Source organism: Kitasatospora sp. NPDC051853 (genome assembly GCF_044452665.1).
Classification (GTDB): Bacteria; Actinomycetota; Actinomycetes; order Streptomycetales; family Streptomycetaceae; genus Kitasatospora.
Genome location: NZ_JBITBY010000002.1, coordinates 1 through 18,765 on the forward strand (window position 1 = coordinate 1; position 18,765 = coordinate 18,765).

Annotated in this window: 14 protein-coding genes; 8 read left to right on the top strand and 6 right to left on the bottom strand. The window is 74.2% G+C overall.

All coding sequences use genetic code 11. The features are described from left to right. Positions 1-266 precede the first annotated feature (266 nt). Positions 267-2,426, bottom strand: coding sequence for an MMPL family transporter (locus ACIA8O_RS04895; RefSeq protein ID WP_396292127.1), 2,160 nt, complete (start codon positions 2,424-2,426; stop codon positions 267-269). A 369-nt stretch (positions 2,427-2,795) separates the two neighbouring features. Here ACIA8O_RS04895 and ACIA8O_RS04900 point away from each other — a divergent pair, with 369 nt between their 5' ends. Next, entirely contained in the window at positions 2,796-3,680 is an 885-nt protein-coding gene (locus ACIA8O_RS04900) for a phosphotransferase enzyme family protein (RefSeq protein ID WP_396292128.1), read from the top strand. 486 nt (positions 3,681-4,166) lie between these two features. Further along, positions 4,167-4,751: a polysaccharide deacetylase family protein gene (locus ACIA8O_RS04905; RefSeq protein ID WP_396292129.1), complete on the top strand. Its 585-nt coding sequence runs from the start codon at positions 4,167-4,169 to the stop codon at positions 4,749-4,751. A gap of 196 nt (positions 4,752-4,947) precedes the next feature. Here the strand turns inward: ACIA8O_RS04905 and ACIA8O_RS04910 are convergent, their stop codons facing one another. Together ACIA8O_RS04910 and ACIA8O_RS04915 are read right to left on the bottom strand one after the other, a co-directional pair. Continuing rightward, complete coding sequence (locus ACIA8O_RS04910; RefSeq protein ID WP_396292130.1) at positions 4,948-5,649, bottom strand: exonuclease domain-containing protein; 702 nt, start codon at positions 5,647-5,649, stop codon at positions 4,948-4,950. 121 nt (positions 5,650-5,770) lie between these two features. Further along, on the bottom strand, positions 5,771-6,994 hold the full coding sequence (locus ACIA8O_RS04915) for an SAV2148 family HEPN domain-containing protein (RefSeq protein ID WP_396292131.1): 1,224 nt from the start codon (positions 6,992-6,994) through the stop codon (positions 5,771-5,773). A gap of 375 nt (positions 6,995-7,369) precedes the next feature. Between ACIA8O_RS04915 and glgX the strand changes: the two genes are divergently transcribed. Next, a complete protein-coding gene (glgX, locus tag ACIA8O_RS04920) occupies positions 7,370-9,487 on the top strand; it encodes a glycogen debranching protein GlgX (RefSeq protein ID WP_396292132.1) in 2,118 nt (705 codons plus the stop codon). Between the two features lie 7 nt (positions 9,488-9,494). On the opposite strand, the gene ACIA8O_RS04925 is transcribed toward glgX, so the two are convergent. Continuing rightward, positions 9,495-10,322: an SDR family NAD(P)-dependent oxidoreductase gene (locus tag ACIA8O_RS04925; protein ID WP_396292133.1), complete on the bottom strand. Its 828-nt coding sequence runs from the start codon at positions 10,320-10,322 to the stop codon at positions 9,495-9,497. A 142-nt stretch (positions 10,323-10,464) separates the two neighbouring features. Between ACIA8O_RS04925 and ACIA8O_RS04930 the strand changes: the two genes are divergently transcribed. The 3 genes from ACIA8O_RS04930 (at position 10,465) to treZ (ending at position 15,554) form a co-directional block, all read left to right on the top strand. Next, complete coding sequence (locus ACIA8O_RS04930; RefSeq protein ID WP_396292134.1) at positions 10,465-11,055, top strand: TetR/AcrR family transcriptional regulator; 591 nt, start codon at positions 10,465-10,467, stop codon at positions 11,053-11,055. A gap of 82 nt (positions 11,056-11,137) precedes the next feature. Next, positions 11,138-13,801 (top strand): alpha-amylase family glycosyl hydrolase, encoded by a 2,664-nt coding sequence (locus ACIA8O_RS04935; protein ID WP_396292135.1) that lies wholly within the window; start codon positions 11,138-11,140, stop codon positions 13,799-13,801. A gap of 28 nt (positions 13,802-13,829) precedes the next feature. Next, entirely contained in the window at positions 13,830-15,554 is a 1,725-nt protein-coding gene (treZ, locus tag ACIA8O_RS04940; protein ID WP_396292136.1) for a malto-oligosyltrehalose trehalohydrolase, read from the top strand. On the opposite strand, the gene ACIA8O_RS04945 is transcribed toward treZ, so the two are convergent. Together ACIA8O_RS04945 and ACIA8O_RS04950 are read right to left on the bottom strand one after the other, a co-directional pair. Further along, the gene (locus tag ACIA8O_RS04945) at positions 15,555-16,460 is read right to left on the bottom strand and encodes a transketolase family protein (RefSeq protein WP_396292137.1); all 906 of its coding nucleotides are present in this window, start codon (positions 16,458-16,460) and stop codon (positions 15,555-15,557) included. Between the two features lie 26 nt (positions 16,461-16,486). Beyond that, positions 16,487-17,191 carry a transketolase gene (locus ACIA8O_RS04950; RefSeq protein ID WP_396292138.1) on the bottom strand — a complete coding sequence of 235 codons (705 nt, stop codon included), beginning with the start codon at positions 17,189-17,191 and terminating at the stop codon, positions 16,487-16,489. 81 nt (positions 17,192-17,272) lie between these two features. Between ACIA8O_RS04950 and soxR the strand changes: the two genes are divergently transcribed. Continuing rightward, entirely contained in the window at positions 17,273-17,761 is a 489-nt protein-coding gene (soxR, locus tag ACIA8O_RS04955; RefSeq protein WP_396292139.1) for a redox-sensitive transcriptional activator SoxR, read from the top strand. A 76-nt stretch (positions 17,762-17,837) separates the two neighbouring features. Next, positions 17,838-18,692 (top strand): SAM-dependent methyltransferase, encoded by an 855-nt coding sequence (locus ACIA8O_RS04960; RefSeq protein ID WP_396292140.1) that lies wholly within the window; start codon positions 17,838-17,840, stop codon positions 18,690-18,692. The last annotated feature ends 73 nt before the right edge of the window (positions 18,693-18,765 follow it).

The window sequence follows — 18,765 nt, forward strand, 5'->3', positions numbered from 1 at the left end:
CCCCCGCAAGGGCTGAAGCAGGGCCGAGGCAGGACTGAGGCGGGACGGCAGGGCAGCGACCCAGGGGCGCGGGGGGGGGGGGGGGGGGGGGGGGGGGGGGGGGGGGGGGGGGGGGGGGGGGGGGGGGGGGGGGGGGGGTGGGGGGGGGGGGCGGGGGGGGGGGGGGGGGGGGGGGCGGCGCCCCCCCGGCGCGCGGGGGGGGGGGGGGGGGGGGGGGGGGGGGCGGGGCCGCCCCCCCCCCCCCCCCCCCCCCCCCCGTCGGTGCGTCAGTGACGCCCGGCCGGCTCCGGGGTCCGCACGGTCCCGGGCTCGGTGCCGTGCCCGGGCAGCTGGGCGTGGCCCGGCCACCAGGCCCACTTGCCGAGCAGCGCGGTCAGCGCCGGGGTGAAGAACAGCGACATCACGAAGGCCGAGACGATGATGCCGAAGGCCACCGAGAAGCCGATCTCGCTGAAGAAGATGTTCCCCGCCAGCAGCATGGTGCCGAAGGTGGCCGCCAGGATGAAGCCGGCCGCCGCGATGGTCGGGCCGCCGTGCCGGACCGCCAACGAGGCGGCGGTGCGCGGGTCGTGGCCCTCGGCCGCCTCCTCGCGCAGACGGGCGATCATCAGGATGTTGTAGTCGGTGCCGATGGCCACCACGAACAGGTAGATGAGCATCGGGAGCATGAACATCACGCCCGCCTCGCCCTGGAGGTGCTGGAACATCAGGCTGGTGGCGCCGATGGTGGCGGTGAAGCCGAGGCCGACGGCCGCCATCAGGTACCAGGGGGCGACCACGCTGCGCAGCAGCAGGCCGAGGATCAGCATGATCAGGACCGCCGCGACCGGGAAGACCAGCGAGTAGTCGCGGGCCATCGCGGAGTTGATGTCCTTGTAGATCGAGGTCACGCCGCCGACCACCGCGTCGGTGCCCGCCGGGGTCTTGGCGTGAGCGACCTCACGCAGGTCGGTCACCGTGTCGATGGCCTCGTTGGTGGCCGGTCCGTCCTTCAGCATGACGGTGAAGTCGGCGACCGTGCCGTCCTTGCTGAGCTCCGGCTTCGGGACGACCAGCGCCACACCGGGGACCTTGCCCAGCTCGGCGACGTACGCCGGGAAGGCGGCCTCGTCGAGCTTGGCGCCGTCCTTGCCCTTGACGAAGACGTGGCTCGGGTCGGCGGCACCGGCTGAGAAGGCCTTCATCATGGTGTCCTGGACGACCATCGACTCCTTGGTCTTCGGCATCGAGCCGGCCGCCAGGTCGAAGGTGCCCTTGTAGCCGAGGGCGGCGGCCGAGAAGGCCAGCAGCAGGGCGCCGGAGGCGACCGCGACGACCACCGGACGGCGCTGCACCAGGCGGCCGAGCGCGGCGAACTTGGCGCTCTCCGGCTCGCGCTGCCAGGCCTTGGACGGCCAGAACAGGACCTTCTCCGGGATCAGCGAGAGGATCGCCGGGACCAGGGTGACGGAGGCGACCGCGGTCACGCCGACCGCGATGGCCAGCGAGGGACCCATGGCCTTGAACATGCCGAGGCTGGAGAGCAGCAGCACGCTGAAGGCCACGATCACGGCACCGGCGGCGGAGGTGATCGCCTCGCCGACCCGGCCGACCGCGTTGACCACGGCCTCCTTCCGGTCGTCACCGGCCCGCAGGCGCTCGCGGTAACGGAACATCAGGAAGAGGAAGTAGTCGGTGCCGACGCCGAACAGCACGATGATCAGGATCGCCGAGACCGAGCTGTCCGCCTTGAGGCCGAAGGCCTTCACCGCGTAGCCGATCAGGCCGTTGGCCACCATCGAGTAGACGAAGACCGAGACCACCGGCAGGAAGGCGATGATCGGGCTGCGGAAGATGATGCCGAGCGTGAGCAGGATGATCACGATCGTGCCGAGGCCGATCAGCGCGTTGGCCAGCTCCGAGGAGTCCTTCTGGTCCAGGTTCTGCGCGACCTGGCCGCCCAGCTGCACCTTGAGCGCGCTGCCCTCGGCCAGCTTCTTGGCGGTCTCGCGCAGATCCTTCGCGGAGTCGGCGGCCTCGGGCGTGTAGGCCTTGTCCTTCTCCATGCCGACCGCCGACAGGGCGTACTTGCCGTCCTTGGACGTGGACTGGTCGCTCACCGGCAGCACGTGCTCGACGAACTTGACCTTCTTGTCCTCGAGACCCTTGACCACCCTGGCCATGGCCTCCTTGTCCGGCCCGGCGAGCGGAGCGCCGTCCTGGCGCTCGAACAGCACGAAGGCGGACGGGGTGAAGCTCGCCGGGAACGCCTCCTGCTGCACCACCGAGGCCCGGATGGACTCGTAGTGGCGCGGCAGGAAACTGCTCTGGTCGGTCTGCGCGGTCAGCTGCGGCGCGGTGCCGATGATGCCCACCGCGGCTACCACCCAGGCGACGATCACCCACCACGCGCGCTTGACGACGAATTGTCCGATCCGGTGGAACATGCTCGCTGAGCCTCCTGGGCATGGTTCACCGCAGCCCTTGGGGGACGGGACACGGGCGACGGCAGGACCGGCTGACGTTGTTAGCCGGTCGGCAGGTAAGTGAGTGTGAGCATCCTACGAGAACCCCCGCCCGACCGGACGGGCGGGTCCTGGTCGATGCACCCCCCGTGGAGACCGCGGCACGGCCCCCGGCCTCCATCCTGACCCCTGACCAGCACCCGTCACCTCCTGCTCCGGTCGGATACGCCTCCCCCTCAGGGTGGAGCTCCACCCTGAGATCGGCCCCCAGCCACCCGACGGACCGTCAGATCCGGAGTCAGGGGCCGGTGGTGCCCGGCGGCGGCGGGAGGGCTGGGCGATGATGCTCGGATGACCGTCTTCGACGCCCACCGTGCCGCCGCCCTGCTCACCCGCGCCTGTGCCGCCGCCGGCCTGCCCGAACCCTCGGGCGCCGAACTGCTCGCGCTCGCGGAGAACGCCGTCTTCGACCTGGGCTCCCCCGCCGTGGTCGCCAAGGTGGGCCGGGGCCCGGAGGTCGTGGGGCGGGCCCGGCGCGAACTGGAGGTCGCGGACTGGCTGGACTCCCGGGGCCTCCCGGTGGTCCGCCCCTGGGCACCCACCGCGTACGAGGTCGACGGACACCCCGTCACCTTCTGGCACCGGCTGGCACCGGCCGTCCGCCCGGCCCGTCCGGCCGACCTGGCCCCGCTGCTGCGGGCCCTGCACGCACTGCCCGCCGCGCCGTTCGACCTCCCCGCCCGCGACCTGCTCGCACCGGTCGACCGCTGGCTGGCCACCGCCGCCACGGCGGTCGACCCCGAGGACGTCGCCTTCCTGCGCGCCCGCCGGGCCGACCAGCAGGCCGCCCTCGCCGAGCTGGTGCCCGCGCTGCCCCCGGGCGTGATCCACGGCGACGCCCTCCCCCGCAACGTCCACGTCGGCGCGGACGGGCCCGTCCTGCTCGACCTGGAGACGGTCTCCGCCGACCTGCGCGAGCACGACCTGGTGGTGCTGGCCCTCAGTCACGACCGCTACGGCGTACCCGCCGAGGAGTACCTCGCCTTCACCGAGGCCTACGGACTGGACGTCCGGGACTGGCCCGGCTTCGCCGTGCTGCGCGGCGCCCGGGAGACCGCCAGCGCCTCCTGGGTGGCGCAGCAGGCAGCCGGGAACCCGGCGGCGCTCGCCGAGTTCACCCGCCGGGTGGCCTCGCTCCGGGAGGGGGCCGCCGAGGTGCGCTGGCATTCCTTCTGACCCCGGCCTTCCGGGCCAGGCCTTCTCAACTCGCCCTTCCGGGCCGGGCCTTCCGACCTTGGCCGGTTCGCGCCGGTGCGGCCCGCCCCACGGAACCCGGGCAGGTGTTCGCCTCGTCCTTCCTGGTGCCTCCCCGCCGGTCCGCGACCCCAGGAGCCACCCGCCATGTGGACACCCCGCCACCGGTTCCCCCTCGCCCTGCTCGTCGCCGTACTGGCCGGCTGCTCCGTCGCCCCGGTGGCCCCCGTGGCCCCGGACCGGCCGACCGGCACGGTGACGGCCCCGGCCCCGGTCTCCCCCGACGCCCCGTCACCGACACCCAGCCGCACGGCCACGCCCACACCCACCCCGAAGCCGTCGAGCCCCCGCCCGCCGTCCCCCTCGAAGCCGGCCACACCCCCGCCCCCGCCGTCACCGTCCAAGCCGCCGCCCCCGAAGCCGAGCACGCCCAATCCTCCTCCCCCGCAAGGGACTTCGACCGAGGTGGTGTCCTCCACCGGGACCGGTCACGGCGTCGCGCTGACCTTCGACGACGGGCCCGGGCCGGCCACCGGCCAGGTCCTGGACCTGCTCTCCCGGTACGGCGTCCGGGCCACCTTCTGCGTCACGGGGAAGAATGCCGCCGCCCACCCGGAGCTGATCCGGCGCATCCGCGCCGAGGGGCACCGGCTCTGCGACCACAGCGTGAACCACCCCCTGCCGTTCGACCGGCTGCCCCGGCCACGGATGGTGGACGAGATCGTCGACGCCAAGGCGATGATCCTCAAGGCGGGCGGGTCCGGAACCCGGGTCCCCTGGTTCCGCGCGCCCGGCGGTGCCTTCACCGACGAGAACCGGTCGGTCGCCGCCCACCACGGCCTGCGGCCCCTCGGCTGGTCCGTCGACCCCCGCGACTGGAGCCGCCCCGGCGCCGACGCCATCCTCGCCCGCATCCAGCACGACCTCCGCCCCGGCGGCGTCGTCCTCCTCCACGACGGCGGAGGCGACCGCACCCAGACGGTGGCCGCCCTCGCCCGCCTCCTCCCCTGGCTGGCGAACAACGGCTACCAACCCGCCTTCCCCGCCACGTGAATGCCCCCCGGGGGCGCAAGGACGTACGTGGTCACCCCGGGGGCGCGAGGAACTGCGCGAGGCGGAAGGCGGCCCACCGGCAACTGAACCACCGTCAGCCAGTTGCATGTGCTGCCTTTCCACAGCGCGCAGTTCCTCGCGCCCCCGGTGTGACCACTTCCGCCAGCCACCGGACCGTGCCGCCGGCTGCCAGCCCTTAGCGGAGCGGCCAGGCCGGGTCTATCTCCGCGTTCGGGTCCTTCTCCCGCCGCAGCCAGGCCTGGAGGTCCGCGGCCCAGGTGCGGTGCCAGGCGATCTGACGGGTGTGCAGCTGGGCCGGCGTCAGGGTGCCGACCTCGGAGGGGTAGCGCTCGCCGAGGGCGACGGCGACGCGGACCGCGGCGAGGGCGTCGCTGCCGGCCTCGTGGGCGTCGGTGAGCTCGACGCCGTAGACCTCGCAGACGTTCTGCAGGGTGCGCGAGCCGCGCCGGTAGCGGTCGACGGCCCGGTCGACGACCAGGGCGTCGATCACCGGGATGACCTCGCCGCCCAGCCGGGCGGCCAGCGAGGGGCGGCCGTACCGGGCCAGCTCGGCGTCGAGCAGGGAGAGGTCGAACGGGGCGTTGAAGGCCACCACCGGCCGGCCGGCGGCCAGCCGCTCGCAGAGGGCGTGGGCTATCTCCTCGACCGCGAGCGCGGCCGGGCGGCCGTCCCGCCGGGCCTGCTCGTCGGTGATGCCGTGGATCGCGGTGGCGTCGGCCGGGACGGGGACGCCCGGGTCGAGCAGCCAGTTGAGCACGCGCTCCGGGCGGCTGCCGGAGGTGTCGACCAGTGCGGCGGTGACGATCCGGGAGGTGGCCGGGTCGGTGCCCGTGGTCTCCAGATCGAAGCCGACCAGGGGCTCCTTCCACCAGCTCATCCGAGATGTCCTTCCGTCGGTGCGGTCGCGGTCACTGTGCACCCCATCATCGCGTGCCCCAGTGACAGCCGGTGCCTCCGGGTCCCGCGGTGGCCCGTCGCGGCCACCCGCGGGGTGGTTTTCACGAGACCGCCCTGGAGTCTCCCCAGCTGTCCTCGAACTCCTCGCGGTAGACCTCCAGCAGCCCCGGTTCGGCGGCGCCGCCGCGCAGCACGAGCGCGGGCGACTCGATGCCCCGGGTGCGCCGCAGGTACGGCTGCACCACGCCGATGTCGCCGGTGCGCCGCCGCCCGGGGGTGCGCGGGCCGTCGACCAGGTAGGCGGTGAAGCGCGGTGTCTCGTCGAAGACCCGGATCTCGAAGGAGGCCTGGTCGCGCAGGTGGGCCCGGACCCGGCGGACGTGCATGATGTTCATCTCGATCGAGCGGGCCAGTTCGCCGCGCCCGAGGCCGAGTTCGCGCTCGCGGCGGCGGACGGCGCTGCCGGCCGGGTTGAGGAAGAGCAGCCGGACCCGGCAGCCGTCGGAGGCGAGGCGGACCAGGCGCTTGCCGGTGTAGTTCTGGCAGAGCATGCCGAGGCCGATGCCCAGGGCGTCCAGCCGCCGGGCGCCGTCCAGCAGGTCCTCCACCGGGAGGTCGCGCTGGAGCCGGACCCGGTCGGCGTGCACCGAGACCACGTCGGCGAAGCGGCCGCCGACCAGTTCCTCGACCACGTCGCCGGGCACCCCGCCGCCGCCCCCGCCGTCCAGCAGGCCGAGCAGCCGGGCGGCGGCCCGTTCGGTCTGGGCCAGCACGGTGGTGGAGAGGCTGCGGTTGCGGGAGACCACGTGCCGGGCGACCTCCAGCTCGTCGAGGGCGAGCTCGACCTCCCGGCGGTCGATCAGGTGCGGTTCGAAGCACGGCCAGTGCTGCACCATCAGCTCGCGCAGCTGCGGGAGGGTGAGGAAGACCAGCGGGTCGTCGTCGGCGGGGTCGAGCAGGTAGCCCTTGCGGCGGCTGACCTCGCGGACCGCGCCGGCCCGGTGCACCCACTCCTCGCCGGCCGGGCCGGCCGCGGCCGTCACCCAGTCCTCGCCGTGGGCGGGCGCGTAGACCGGGCGGAGCACCTCGTCCACCAGGGAGCGCAGGCGCTGCTCGACCAGGTTGAGCCAGACGTACGCCCGGCCGGCCAGCCGGACGCGCTGGTCGGCCAGCCCCCACTGGCCCGCCGTCCAGGCCAGCGGGACGCTCTCCGCCGGCCCGCCCTGGGCCGGGACGGTGGGGCGCCTCGGCGGACCGCCGCGCATCACCACCGTCGGCGCCTCGCTCCGGCCGGAGCCGCCGGGGCCGTCGGCGGGGACCACCATGTGCTACCTCACACCTCTCGGCCCGCTCCCGGTTCCTGCGGCGACGGGGCCTGCCGCGGTCGGTCCGACCGCGATCTGACGGACGATCAAGGGTACTGCCCGCACCGACGGGGGCGCAGCCCCTTCGACCGGCACGACCGCACGGCCCTCGCTCCGGCGAGTGCCCCGCACTCCGTCAAGTGCGCGGGAATGCCCCGGGGACGGACACTCGTTCGGGCGAACCGACGGCCATTCGCTCGTCCGGGGAGCGGCGGCCGGGGAACATCGAGCTGTGCCGTGCGTCACGGTACGAGCCGTACGGGCATGTCCCGGCAGGGTGCCGGGCATCTCGATTGAGGCGTCAATTCCGCTATGTGCCAGGGAAGTTGAGGCAGGATGCAGATCTGGCCTGGGCAGCCGTACCCGCTCGGCGCCACCTACGACGGGGCCGGCACCAACTTCGCGGTGTTCTCCGAGAGCGCCGACCGGATCGAGCTCTGTCTGCTCGGCGAGGACGGCTCCGAGCAGTCGGTGGAGCTGCGCGAGACGGACGCCTTCGTCCGGCACGCCTACCTGCCCGGGGTCCAGCCCGGCCAGCGGTACGGCTTCCGGGTGCACGGCCCGCACAACCCCGGGCTCGGCCAGCGGCACAACAGCTCCAAGCTGCTGCTGGACCCGTACGCCAAGGCGATGAGCGGCCACATCGACTGGGACGAGTCGGTCTACGGCTACCACTTCGGCGCCCCCGAGCGGCGGAACGACCTGGACTCCGCCCCGCACACCATGCACTCCGTGGTGATCAACCCCTACTTCGACTGGGGGAACGACCGGCCGCCGCGCACCGACTACCACCGCACGGTGCTCTACGAGGCGCACGTCAAGGGCCTCACCCGGCTGCACCCCGGCATCCCGGACGAGATCCGCGGCACGTACGCGGGCATCGGCCATCCGGCGGTGATCGAGCACCTGGCCAAGCTCGGGGTGACGGCGATCGAGCTGATGCCGGTGCACCAGTTCGTCCGCGACCACCGGCTGCGCGACCTGGGGCTCTCCAACTACTGGGGCTACAACACCATCGGCTTCTTCGCCCCGCACTCCTCCTACTCCTCCGGCGGCGACCGCGGCCAGCAGGTGCAGGAGTTCAAGTCGATGGTGAAGGCGCTGCACGCGGCCGGCATCGAGGTGATCCTCGACGTGGTCTACAACCACACCGCGGAGGGGAACCACCTCGGCCCGACGCTCTCCTTCCGCGGCCTGGACAACGCCTCGTACTACCGCCTGGCCAAGGACCAGCGCTTCTACGAGGACACCACCGGCACCGGGAACAGCCTGCTGATGCGCAGCCCGCACGTGCTCCAGCTGATCATGGACTCGCTGCGGTACTGGGTCACCGAGATGCACGTGGACGGCTTCCGCTTCGACCTGGCGGCCACCCTGGCCCGGCAGTTCCACGAGGTGGACCGGCTCTCCTCGTTCTTCGACCTCTGCCAGCAGGACCCGGTGGTCTCCCAGGCCAAGCTGATCGCCGAGCCCTGGGACCTGGGCGAGGGCGGCTACCAGGTCGGCAACTTCCCGCCGCTGTGGACGGAGTGGAACGGGATGTACCGGGACACCGTCCGCGACCTCTGGCGCGGGGAGAACGCGACGCTGGCCGAGTTCGGCTCCCGGCTCACCGGCTCCTCCGACCTGTACCAGAACGACGGCCGCCGCCCGATCGCCTCGATCAACTTCGTCACCTGCCACGACGGCTTCACCCTGCGGGACCTGGTCTCCTACAACGAGAAGCACAACCAGGCCAACGGCGAGGACAACCGCGACGGCGAGTCCTTCAACCGCTCGTGGAACTGCGGCGCCGAGGGCCCCAGCGAGGACGCCGAGGTGGAGACGCTGCGGGCCCGTCAGCAGCGGAACTTCATCGCCACCCTGTTCCTGTCCCAGGGCGTGCCGATGCTCTCCCACGGCGACGAGTTCGGCCGCACCCAGCTGGGCAACAACAACGCCTACTGCCAGGACAACGAGCTCTCCTGGGTGCACTGGCCGAAGGGCCCCGGCCCGGAGGCCTCGCTGCTGGAGTTCACCCAGGGGATGATCTGGCTCCGGCGCGACCACCCGGTCTTCCGCCGCCGCCGGTTCTTCCACGGCCGCCCGGTCTCCGGCACCCACGACGACCTCACGGACATCGCCTGGTTCACCCCCGCCGGGGACGAGATGACCCAGGAGGACTGGTCGACCTGCTACGCCAAGTCGCTCTCGGTCTTCCTGAACGGGCACGCCATCTCGGAGCCGGACCGGCGCGGCGGCAAGATCGTCGACGACTCCTTCCTGCTGCTCTTCAACGCCCACTCCGAGCCGCTGGAGTTCACCGTCCCGGCCGACCACGGCGAGGAGTGGCAGGTCGTGGTGGACACCACCCTGGCCACCCTGCCGGCCCCCGGCACCGGTACCCGGGTCAAGGCGGGGGACACGCTCTGGCTGACGGACCGTTCGCTGATGGTCCTCCAGCGGCCCGCCTGAGCCCCTCCTACGCCGCCCGCTCCGCCACCCGCGGGGCGGGCGGCGCGGTCTTCTCGGCGTCCCGGGCCCCGCGCGACATCCGCTCGGCCATCGCCGCCACCAGGGTGCGCGGCCGGCGCGGGGTCAGATGGGCACCGACGAAGTTGGACAGCCCGGGGGTGACGTAGGACCGGCCGCGGTCCAGCGCGCGCAGCGCCGCCCGCACCACCGTGGCCGGCTGGGCGAAGGACCCCGTGACGGCGGCCTTGCGGGTGCCGATCACCTCGAAGAAGCCGGTCTCCACCGGGCCCGGGCAGAGCGTCAGCACCTTGATGCCGCGCCGCCGGTACTCCTGGTGCAGGGCCAGGCCGAAGTCCAGCACGAAGGTCTTGGACGCGCCGTAGACGGCGAAGTACGGGGTCGGCTGGAAGGCGGCGGTGGAGGCCACGTTCACCACCGAGCCGCGGCCGCGCGCCAGCATGCCGGGCAGCAGCTCGTGGGTGAGGCCGACCAGGGCCACCACGTTGACCATCAACTGCTCGTGGTCGCGGCCGGGGTCGTTCTCCTCGAAGCGGCCGCAGGTGCCGAAGCCGGCGTTGTTGACCAGCAGGTCCACCTCCAGCCCCCGGGCGGCCAGTTCGGCCCCGACCCGGCGGGCGGCGTCCGGCTCGGCGAGGTCCTGGACCAGCACGTGGGCGGTCACCCCGTGGGTCTCGCCGAGGCGGCGGGCCAGCTCCGCCAGCCGGTCGGCGGAGCGGGCGAGCAGGACCAGGTCGTGGCCCCGGGCCGCGAGCTGCTCGGCGAACTCCGCGCCGATGCCGGAGGAGGCGCCGGTGATCAGGGCCGTGCCGCGCATGGGGACTCCTTCATGTCGGGGAGCTGACGCTCCGTCATCTGATACAAGAGAGTATCTGATAGCCAAGGAAATGCAACAGCTAAGTATCAGTACTTACGCGGTAACGTCTCCCGGGACGACGACGACCGGTCCGGAGGTAGGGATGAGCACGACGGCGGGACGCCCGCTGCGCGCCGACGCCGAGCGCAGCGTCCGCGCGATCCTGGCAGCGGCGGAGCGGGTGCTGACGGAGCATCCGGCCGCCTCGATGGAGCAGATCGCGGAGGCCGCCGGGGTCACCCGGATCACCGTCCACCGCCGCTTCGCCAACCGGCAGGCCCTGCTGGAGGCACTGGCCACCGACGCGGCCGAGAAGCTGGCGCAGGCCATCGAGGACAGCCACCCCGAGACCGCGCCGCCGCTGGTCGCCCTGCACCGCGCCACCGCCAACGTGCTGCGGGTCAAGGGCGCCTGGGGCTTCGCGCTCGGCCCGGGCGCCACCCTGAGCGAGCAGGCCGCCCGGCGGCACGAGGAGATCGCCCGGCGCTGCACCGCCCTGCTCACCCGGATGCGCGACGACGGCGTGATCGCCGCCGGGACCGATCCGGAGTGGGCCCGCCGGGTCCTCTACGCCCTGATCGGCGAGGCCCTGCACGGGGGCCCGCTCCCCGGCGACGCCGGTCCGGACGCCGTCGCCACCCGGATCGTCGACACCCTGCTGCACGGCGTGGCGCCCCGCCCCGCGGCCGGCTGACGGCGCGTCACGACCTGACACGGCTACGCCGTTCGCACCAACACCGCCATAACGGGCCCGGCGGGCGGGTACCCATCACCCCATGACGTCAGCGCAGCCGCGCCCGCCCACCGCCAGCTACCGCCTCCAGCTCCAGCCCGCCTTCACCCTGCACGACGCCCGCCGGGCGGTCCCCTACCTGGCCGCCCTCGGCGTCTCGCACCTGCACCTGTCCCCGCTGCTGGAGGCCGCCCCCGGCTCCACCCACGGCTACGACACCGTCGACCACACCCGGATCAGCGAGCAGCTCGGCGGTGAGGCGGCGCTGCGCGCGCTGGCCGCGGAGGCGCACCGGCACGACCTGCGGCTGATCGCGGACGTGGTGCCCAACCACATGGCGCTGCCCGTCCCCGAGCAGCTCAACCAGCCGCTCTGGCAGGTGCTCCGGGACGGCCCCGACTCCCCGTACGCGGCCTGGTTCGACATCGACTGGGCCGCGCAGACCGGCCCGGCCGACGCGCCGGAGCGCGGGCGGGTGCTGCTGCCGCTGCTCGGCGGGCGGCTCGGCGAGGTGCTCGACCAGCTGACGGTGGACGGGGCGGTGCTGCGCTACCACGAGCACGCGCTGCCGCTCCGGCCCGGCACCGAGCACCTCCCGCTCGCCGAGCTGGTCCGGCACCAGTGGTACCGGCCGGCCTGGTGGCGGGTGGCGGACAGCGAGCTGAACTACCGCCGGTTCTTCACCGTCAACCAGCTGATCGCCGTCCGGGTCGAGGTCCCCGAGGTCTTCGAGGCCACCCACGCCACCCTGCTGCGGCTGCACGCCGACGGCGTCCTGGACGGCTTCCGGATCGACCACCCCGACGGGCTGGCCGACCCGCGCGGCTACCTGCGCCGCCTGGCCGAGGCCACCGGCGGCGCCTACACCGTGGTGGAGAAGATCCTCACCGGCGAGGAGCGGCTCCCCGCCGACTGGCCCTGCGCCGGCACCACCGGCTACGACGCGCTGCGCCGGATCGACGGCGTGCTCACCGACCACCTGGGCGCCGAGCGCCTGGCCACCGCCTACCGGGTCGACTGTGCGGCGCCCACCGCCCCCGCCCCCGGGCACGCCCCCGCCGACTTCGAGCCCGCCCACCCCACCGGGGCGCCCTGGTACGACACCACCGCCGCGCCCCCTGCCGCCCGCGCCGGAGAGGACCGGCCCGAGGCCGGCACCGGCCGGACCACCGAGCCCGCCGCCCCCGCCCCCGCCCCCGGCACCGGCACCGCCCCCGGCCCCGGCACCGGCACCGCCCCCGGCCCCGGCCCCGGCCCCGGCCCCGGCCGACCGCACGACGTCCCCGCCGCCGACCGGTCCGAGGTGGCCGGCATGCCCGCCGAGATCCGCCGGGGCCGGGCCGAACTGCTCTCCCCCGACGGTGAGTTGTCCGCCGAGCTGAGCCGGCTGGTCCGTCTGGTGGGCCGGATCTGCGCCGCCGACACCGGCCTGGCCGACCATCCGGCCTGGGCGGTCCGGGCCGTGCTGGCCGAGCTGCTGACGGCCTATCCGGTCTACCGGCCCTACGTGGTGCCCGGTGAGCCGGCGCCGCCCGAGGCCGTCGCGGGCGTGAGCGCCGCACTGGCCGGGGTGCCGGCCCGCCTCAGCGGCGCCGCCGGGCTGGTGCGCGCCCTGGCCCTCGGCGAGCACGGGCGCGGCCCGGCCAAGGACGAGTTCTGCGCCCGGCTCGGCCAGACCGCCGCCGCCGCGGCCGCCAAGGGCGTGGAGGACACCGCCTTCTACCGCTTCAACGCCCTGCTCTCCCTGAACGAGGTGGGCGGCAGCCCGGCCCACCCGGGGCTGCGCCCCGAGGAGTTCCACGCCTGGTGCGGCTACCTGGACGGCCGGTGGCCGCACTCGATGACCGCGCTGTCCACCCACGACACCAAGCGCAGCGCCGACGCCCGGGCCCGGCTCGCCGTGCTCGCCGAACTGCCCGAGCGCTGGGCCGCCGAGTGCGCCGCCTGGACCACGGCCGCCGGCCCCTGCCCCGACCGCCCGACCGCCTGGCTGCTCTGGCAGACCCTGGTCGCCGCCTGGCCGATCACCCCCGAACGGCTCGGCGCCACCCTGCTCAAGTCGGTCCGCGAGGCCAAGCTCGCCACCTCCTGGACCGACCCCGACGAGCGCTACGAGCGGGCCGTGCTCGACCACGCCCGGGCCGCCCTGGCCGACCCGTCCCTCCGCCCCCGGATCGAGGGCTTCGTCGACTCGATCGCCCCCTACGCCCGCAGCAACTCCCTCGCCGCCGCCCTGCTCCACCTCACCGGCCCCGGGGTGCCCGACCTCTACCAGGGCAGCGAGGAGCCGCTGCACACCCTGGTCGACCCGGACAACCGCGCCCCCGTCGACCTGGACGCCCTGGCCGTCCGGCTCACCGACTCGGCCGCGCCCCGCCCGGGTGACCCGGCCCGGGAGAAGCTCCACCTCACCACCACCGCCCTCCACCTGCGCCGCGAACGGCCGTTGGGCCCGTACCGCCCGCTGTCCGCCACCGGCCCGGCCGCCGCCCACCTGCTGGCCTTCGCCCGCGGCGAGCACACCGTCACCGCCGTGACCAGGCTGCCGTACGGGCTGGAGCGGGCCGGCGGCTGGCGCTCCACCGCCCTGGAGCTGCCGCCGGGCAGCTGGCGGGACGAGCTGACGCAATGTCGGTTCGGAGGCGGGCGAGTACCGGCCGGGGAGCTGTTCTCCGCCCTGCCCGTCGCCCTGCTGGTCCAGACTTGACGACCACCGCAGCACGAGGGAGTGCCCAGTGACGCAGTACCAGGTCTGGGCGCCGGCGGCGTCCCGGGTGGAGGTCGAGGTGGACGGCACCGCCCACCCCATGGCGCCCTGGCCGGGCCGCCCCGGCTGGTGGCGGGCCGAGGCCCCCGAGGGTGACTACGGCTTCCGGCTGGACGGCGGCCGCCCGCTGCCCGACCCGCGCTCGCCCCGCCAGCCGCACGGCCCGGACGGCCCGAGCCGCCCCGTCGACCACGCCGCCTTCCACTGGTCCGACACCCCGTGGCAGGGGCGGGCGCTGCCCGGGGCCGTGGTGTACGAGCTGCACGTGGGCACCTTCACCCCCGGCGGGACCTTCGCCTCGGCCGCCGAGCGCCTCGACCACCTGGTCGAACTGGGCGTGGACTTCGTGGAGTTGCTCCCGGTCTGCCCCTTCCCCGGGCGGCACGGCTGGGGCTACGACGGGGTCTCGCTCTGGGCGGTGCACGAGCCGTACGGCGGCCCGGAGGGGCTCAAGCGCTTCGTGGACGCGGCGCACCGCAAGGGCATCGGGGTGGTCCTCGACGTGGTGCACAACCACCTCGGGCCCTCCGGCAACTACCTCCCGGCCTTCGGCCCCTACTTCACCGACCGCCACCACACCCCCTGGGGCGCGGCGGTGAACCTGGACGCCCCCGGCTCCGACGAGGTCCGCGACTACCTGATCGGCAGCGCGCTGTCCTGGCTGCGGGACTACCGGATCGACGGGCTGCGGCTGGACGCGGTGCACGCCCTGGCCGACGACCGGGCGTACCCGTTCCTGGAGGAACTCGCCGTCGAGGTGGAGAAGTTGGGCGCCGCCACCGGACGGCCGCTGTTCCTGGTCGCCGAGTCCGACCTCAACGACCCGCGCACCACCAACCCCCGGCAGGCCGGCGGCCTGGGCCTGACCGCGCAGTGGAGCGACGACTTCCACCACGCCCTGCACGCCGCCCTCACCGGCGAGTCCCAGGCGTACTACGGCGACTTCGCCGCCGCACCGCTCGCCGCCGTGGCCAAGACCCTCACCAAGGGCTTCTTCCACGACGGGAGTTGGTCCTCCTTCCGGGAGCGCAGCCACGGCCGCCCGTTCCCCGCCGCGTTCGGCCACCGGCTGCTCGGCTACACCCAGACCCACGACCAGATCGGCAACCGGGCGCTCGGCGACCGGCTCTCCGCCACCCTCTCCCCCGGGCGGCTGGCGGCCGGGGCGGCGCTGGTGCTCACCTCGCCGTTCACCCCGATGCTCTTCATGGGCGAGGAGTGGGGCGCCGCCACCCCCTGGCAGTACTTCACCAGCCACCCCGATCCGGAGCTGGCGGAGGCCGTCCGGCAGGGCCGCCGCCGCGAGTTCACCTCGCACGGCTGGGCCGCCGAGGACGTCCACGACCCGCAGTCCCCCGCCACCGTCCTGGTCTCCACCCTGGACTGGACCGAACCGGGCGCCCGTCACCACGCCGAACTCCTCGACTGGTACCGCCGCCTGATCCGGCTGCGGCGCACCCACCCCACCCTCACCGACCCCGACCTCTCGGCCGTCCGGGTCGACTTCGACGAGCTCGCCCACTGGCTGGTCGTCCACCGCGGCCCCCACCGCCTCGCGGTCAACCTCGCCGACGCGGAGCAGCTCCTCCCCGTCCCCCCGGGCACCCCCCTCGCGGTCTTCGGCACGGCCGAACAGACCCCGGACGGCCTCCTGCTCGGCCCGGACTCCACGGCCCTCCTGGAGATCGACTGATCACCACAGGAACGGCGTGATCCTCGCCCGCAGGCCCGCCGCGTCCAGACCGTACGCGGCCAGGTGCTCCGGGATCGTCCCGTAGTGCCGGTGCTCCTCCTTCGGCACGCCCAACCCCAGGACCCGGTGCGGCAGTTCCGCCAGCGCGTCGTTGGCCTCCGCCACCGAGGTGCCCGCCAGGTAGGGCTCGACCAGCACCACGTTCGCCGGCCCGTCCCCGACCGCCGTCCGCAGCGCCGCCCCGTCGAAGGGCCGCACCGTGGCCGCGTAGAGCACCGTCACGTCCAGCCCCTCGGTGGCCGCGAGCACCGCGTCCAGCATCGGCCCGACCGCCAGCACCACCCCGCGCCGGCCCTGCCGCACCGTCAGGAACCTCCCCGGCGCGACCGGCAGCGCTTCGGCGTTCCGGTGTACCGACAGCCGGACGTACACCTTCTCGTCACCGTCCGCCGCCGCGTGCCGCAGCAGCCGCTCCGCCTCGTCCGGGTGCCCGGGCACGTGCACCGTCCAGCCCGGCAGGGTGTCCAGCAGGGCGACGTCCCCCGGCGCCATGTGGGTGCGGCCGCCGGCCGGCCAGTCGTAGGAGCCGGCCGCGCTGACCAGCACCGCGCCGACGCCCTGGTGTCCGAGGTCCAACTTGACCTGCTCGAAGGGCCGTTCCACCAGGAAGCTGGCGAAGGTGTGGGCGATCGGCCGCAGCCCGGCCAGGGCCAGCCCGCCCGTCACGCCGATCAGCAGCTGCTCCCGGATGCCGACGTTGATCACCCGGTCCGGGTGCCGGGCGGCCTCCGCCTCCAGGCTGGCGGCGCTGATGTCGGCCAGCACCACGGCCAGCCTCGGGTCCTGGTCCAGCAGTTCACCGGTGATCCCGATGAAGCGGTCGCGCATGGTCTCGGTGGTCTCCATCGTTCCCTCTCCCCTGTTCCTCTTCGTCAGTTCTTGGGCTCGACCCGGGCGACCACCGCGTGCGGCCGCCCCTCGTGCGGGGCGGTGAACGCCCGGTGCAGCGCCTCGTGGTCCCGGCCGTCCACCGTCACCGCCGACCAGCCCTCGGCCTCGAAGCGGGAGGCGATCCCGCCCCGCCAGCCGTGCGTGGCCGAGGAGTTGTCGATCACCACGGTGTGCAGCCGGTCCAGCCCGGCCGCCCCGGCGAAGGCCATCGCCTCGTGGTTGCTGCCCTCGTCGAACTCGGCGTCGCCGACCAGCACCCAGACCGCCGGGTCGGTCAGCCCCTGGGCCCGCAGGCCGAGCGCGGTGCCCACCGCCAGCGGCAGGCCGTGGCCGAGCGAGCCGGAGCCGATCTCGGTGCCCGGCACCAGCAGGCGGTCCGGGTGGTGGCCGAGCGGCGAGTCGTAGGCGCCGAAGCTCGGCAGCACCGCCGGGTCCAGGAAGCCCTTGGCGGCGAGCACCGCGTAGTAGGCCATCGGGCCGTGGCCCTTGGAGAGCAGGAAGCGGTCCCGCTCCGGGTCCTCGACGGTCTCCGGGGAGACCCGGAGCACCCGGTCGTAGAGCACCCAGAGCACGTCCAGGGTGGAGGTGGCGGCCGGGCCGTGCTTCTCGGCGCCGGTCATCAGGGCCATCAGGGCGGCCAGGTCGTGGTGTCCGTACTGCTGCTTCGCGGTCGCTGCGGAGGTCATGCACAGAGCCTGCAAGTTGAAGCCGACTTCAAGTCAAGCCCCTCCCGGCCGTGGCCCGCGCGGCCCGTTATGGTTCCGCCCATGGCGCTCTCCCGGCACGACCTCCTCACCATCGGCGAACTCGCCGCCCGCAGCGGGCTGGCCACCTCGGCGCTGCGCTACTACGAGAAGCTCGGCCTGATCCACGCCGAGCGCACCGCCGGCGGCCAGCGCCGCTACGTCCGGGCCACCCTGCGCCGGGTCGCCTTCGTCCGGGCCGCCCAGCGGGTCGGCCTCTCGCTGGACGAGGCCCGCACCGCGCTCGACCGGCTCCCGGCCGAGCGCGCCCCGAGCACCGGCGAGTGGAGCCGGGTCGCCGAGTCCTGGCGGTCCCGGATCGACGAGCAGATCGCCGAGTTGGAGCGGCTCAAGCAGAAGCTCACCGGCTGCATCGGCTGCGGCTGCCTCTCGCTCTCCCGGTGCGCCCTCTACAACGCGGGCGACCGCGCCGCCGCCGCCGGCCCCGGAGCCCGCTACCTGCTCACCGGCGACCCGTCCCAAGGCCCGGAGCCGTCCCCCGAACGGCCCTGAGCCATCTATGCTGCCTCTGGCACAGCCCGGCACCACGGCACCCGGCCGTCTCGAACAGCCACGGGGGAGAACAGACATGACCGACCATCAGGACGTCTCGCTGGACTGGATGTCGGGCGACCAGGACGAACTGCGGCCGCCCACCGACCTGCGCCCCGAGGTGCCGCACCCGGCCCGGATGTACGACTACTACCTGGGCGGCAAGGACAACTTCCCGGCCGACCGGGAGGCCGCCGAGAAGGTGCTCGGGCTCAGCCCGCTGGTGCGGATCAGCGCCCAGGCCAACCGCTCCTTCCTCCAGCGCGCGGTGCGCGAGCTCGCCGCCGGGCAGGGCATCAAGCAGTTCCTGGACATCGGCACCGGCATCCCCACCTCGGGCAACACCCACGAGATAGCCCAGCAGGTGTACCCGGACGCCAAGGTCGCCTACCTGGACAACGACCCGATCGTCCTGGTGCACAGCCGCGCCCTGCTGGCCGCCGCCGGCGCGGGCAACGCCACCGTGGTCCAGGCCGACCTGCGCGACCCGGCCGCGATCCTGGAGGACCCCGAGGTCCGCAAGGTGATCGACTTCGACCAGCCGGTCGCCCTGCTGCTCTTCGCGGTGCTGCACTTCATCGACGACGCCGACGACCCGTGGGCGATCGTCCGCACCCTGGTGGACGCCCTGCCCGCCGGCAGCTTCCTGGCGGTCTCGCACGGCACCGCCGACTTCTCCACCCCCGAGCAGGCCGCCAAGGGCCCGGCCGTCTACAAGACCGCCACCGCCCAGCTCACCATGCGCCCCCGGGCCGACGTGCTGCGCTTCTTCGAGGGCCTGGAGCTGCTGGAGCCCGGCCTGGTCACCGCCCCCGCCTGGCGCCCGGACGAGGCCCCCAAGCCCACCGACGCCGAGACCGCCATCTGGGCGGGCGTGGCCCGCAAGGCCTGACCCGGCCGGTCCGATGTCCTGACAGGCGCCGCCCGGAAACGTAGAGTGCTGCCACCTGACGCATGGGGGGCGG

Excerpts from the sequence above, each read along its gene's own strand:
- ACIA8O_RS04895 (WP_396292127.1), bottom strand. The coding sequence starts at position 2,426 with ATGTTCCACCGGATCGGACAATTCGTCGTCAAGCGCGCGTGGTGGGTG.
- ACIA8O_RS04900 (WP_396292128.1), top strand. The coding sequence starts at position 2,796 with ATGACCGTCTTCGACGCCCACCGTGCCGCCGCCCTGCTCACCCGCGCC.
- ACIA8O_RS04910 (WP_396292130.1), bottom strand. The coding sequence starts at position 5,649 with ATGAGCTGGTGGAAGGAGCCCCTGGTCGGCTTCGATCTGGAGACCACG.
- ACIA8O_RS04915 (WP_396292131.1), bottom strand. The coding sequence starts at position 6,994 with ATGGTGGTCCCCGCCGACGGCCCCGGCGGCTCCGGCCGGAGCGAGGCG.
- glgX (WP_396292132.1), top strand. The coding sequence starts at position 7,370 with ATGCAGATCTGGCCTGGGCAGCCGTACCCGCTCGGCGCCACCTACGAC.
- ACIA8O_RS04925 (WP_396292133.1), bottom strand. The coding sequence starts at position 10,322 with ATGCGCGGCACGGCCCTGATCACCGGCGCCTCCTCCGGCATCGGCGCG.
- ACIA8O_RS04930 (WP_396292134.1), top strand. The coding sequence starts at position 10,465 with ATGAGCACGACGGCGGGACGCCCGCTGCGCGCCGACGCCGAGCGCAGC.
- ACIA8O_RS04935 (WP_396292135.1), top strand. The coding sequence starts at position 11,138 with ATGACGTCAGCGCAGCCGCGCCCGCCCACCGCCAGCTACCGCCTCCAG.
- ACIA8O_RS04945 (WP_396292137.1), bottom strand. The coding sequence starts at position 16,460 with ATGGAGACCACCGAGACCATGCGCGACCGCTTCATCGGGATCACCGGT.
- ACIA8O_RS04950 (WP_396292138.1), bottom strand. The coding sequence starts at position 17,191 with ATGACCTCCGCAGCGACCGCGAAGCAGCAGTACGGACACCACGACCTG.
- soxR (WP_396292139.1), top strand. The coding sequence starts at position 17,273 with ATGGCGCTCTCCCGGCACGACCTCCTCACCATCGGCGAACTCGCCGCC.
- ACIA8O_RS04960 (WP_396292140.1), top strand. The coding sequence starts at position 17,838 with ATGACCGACCATCAGGACGTCTCGCTGGACTGGATGTCGGGCGACCAG.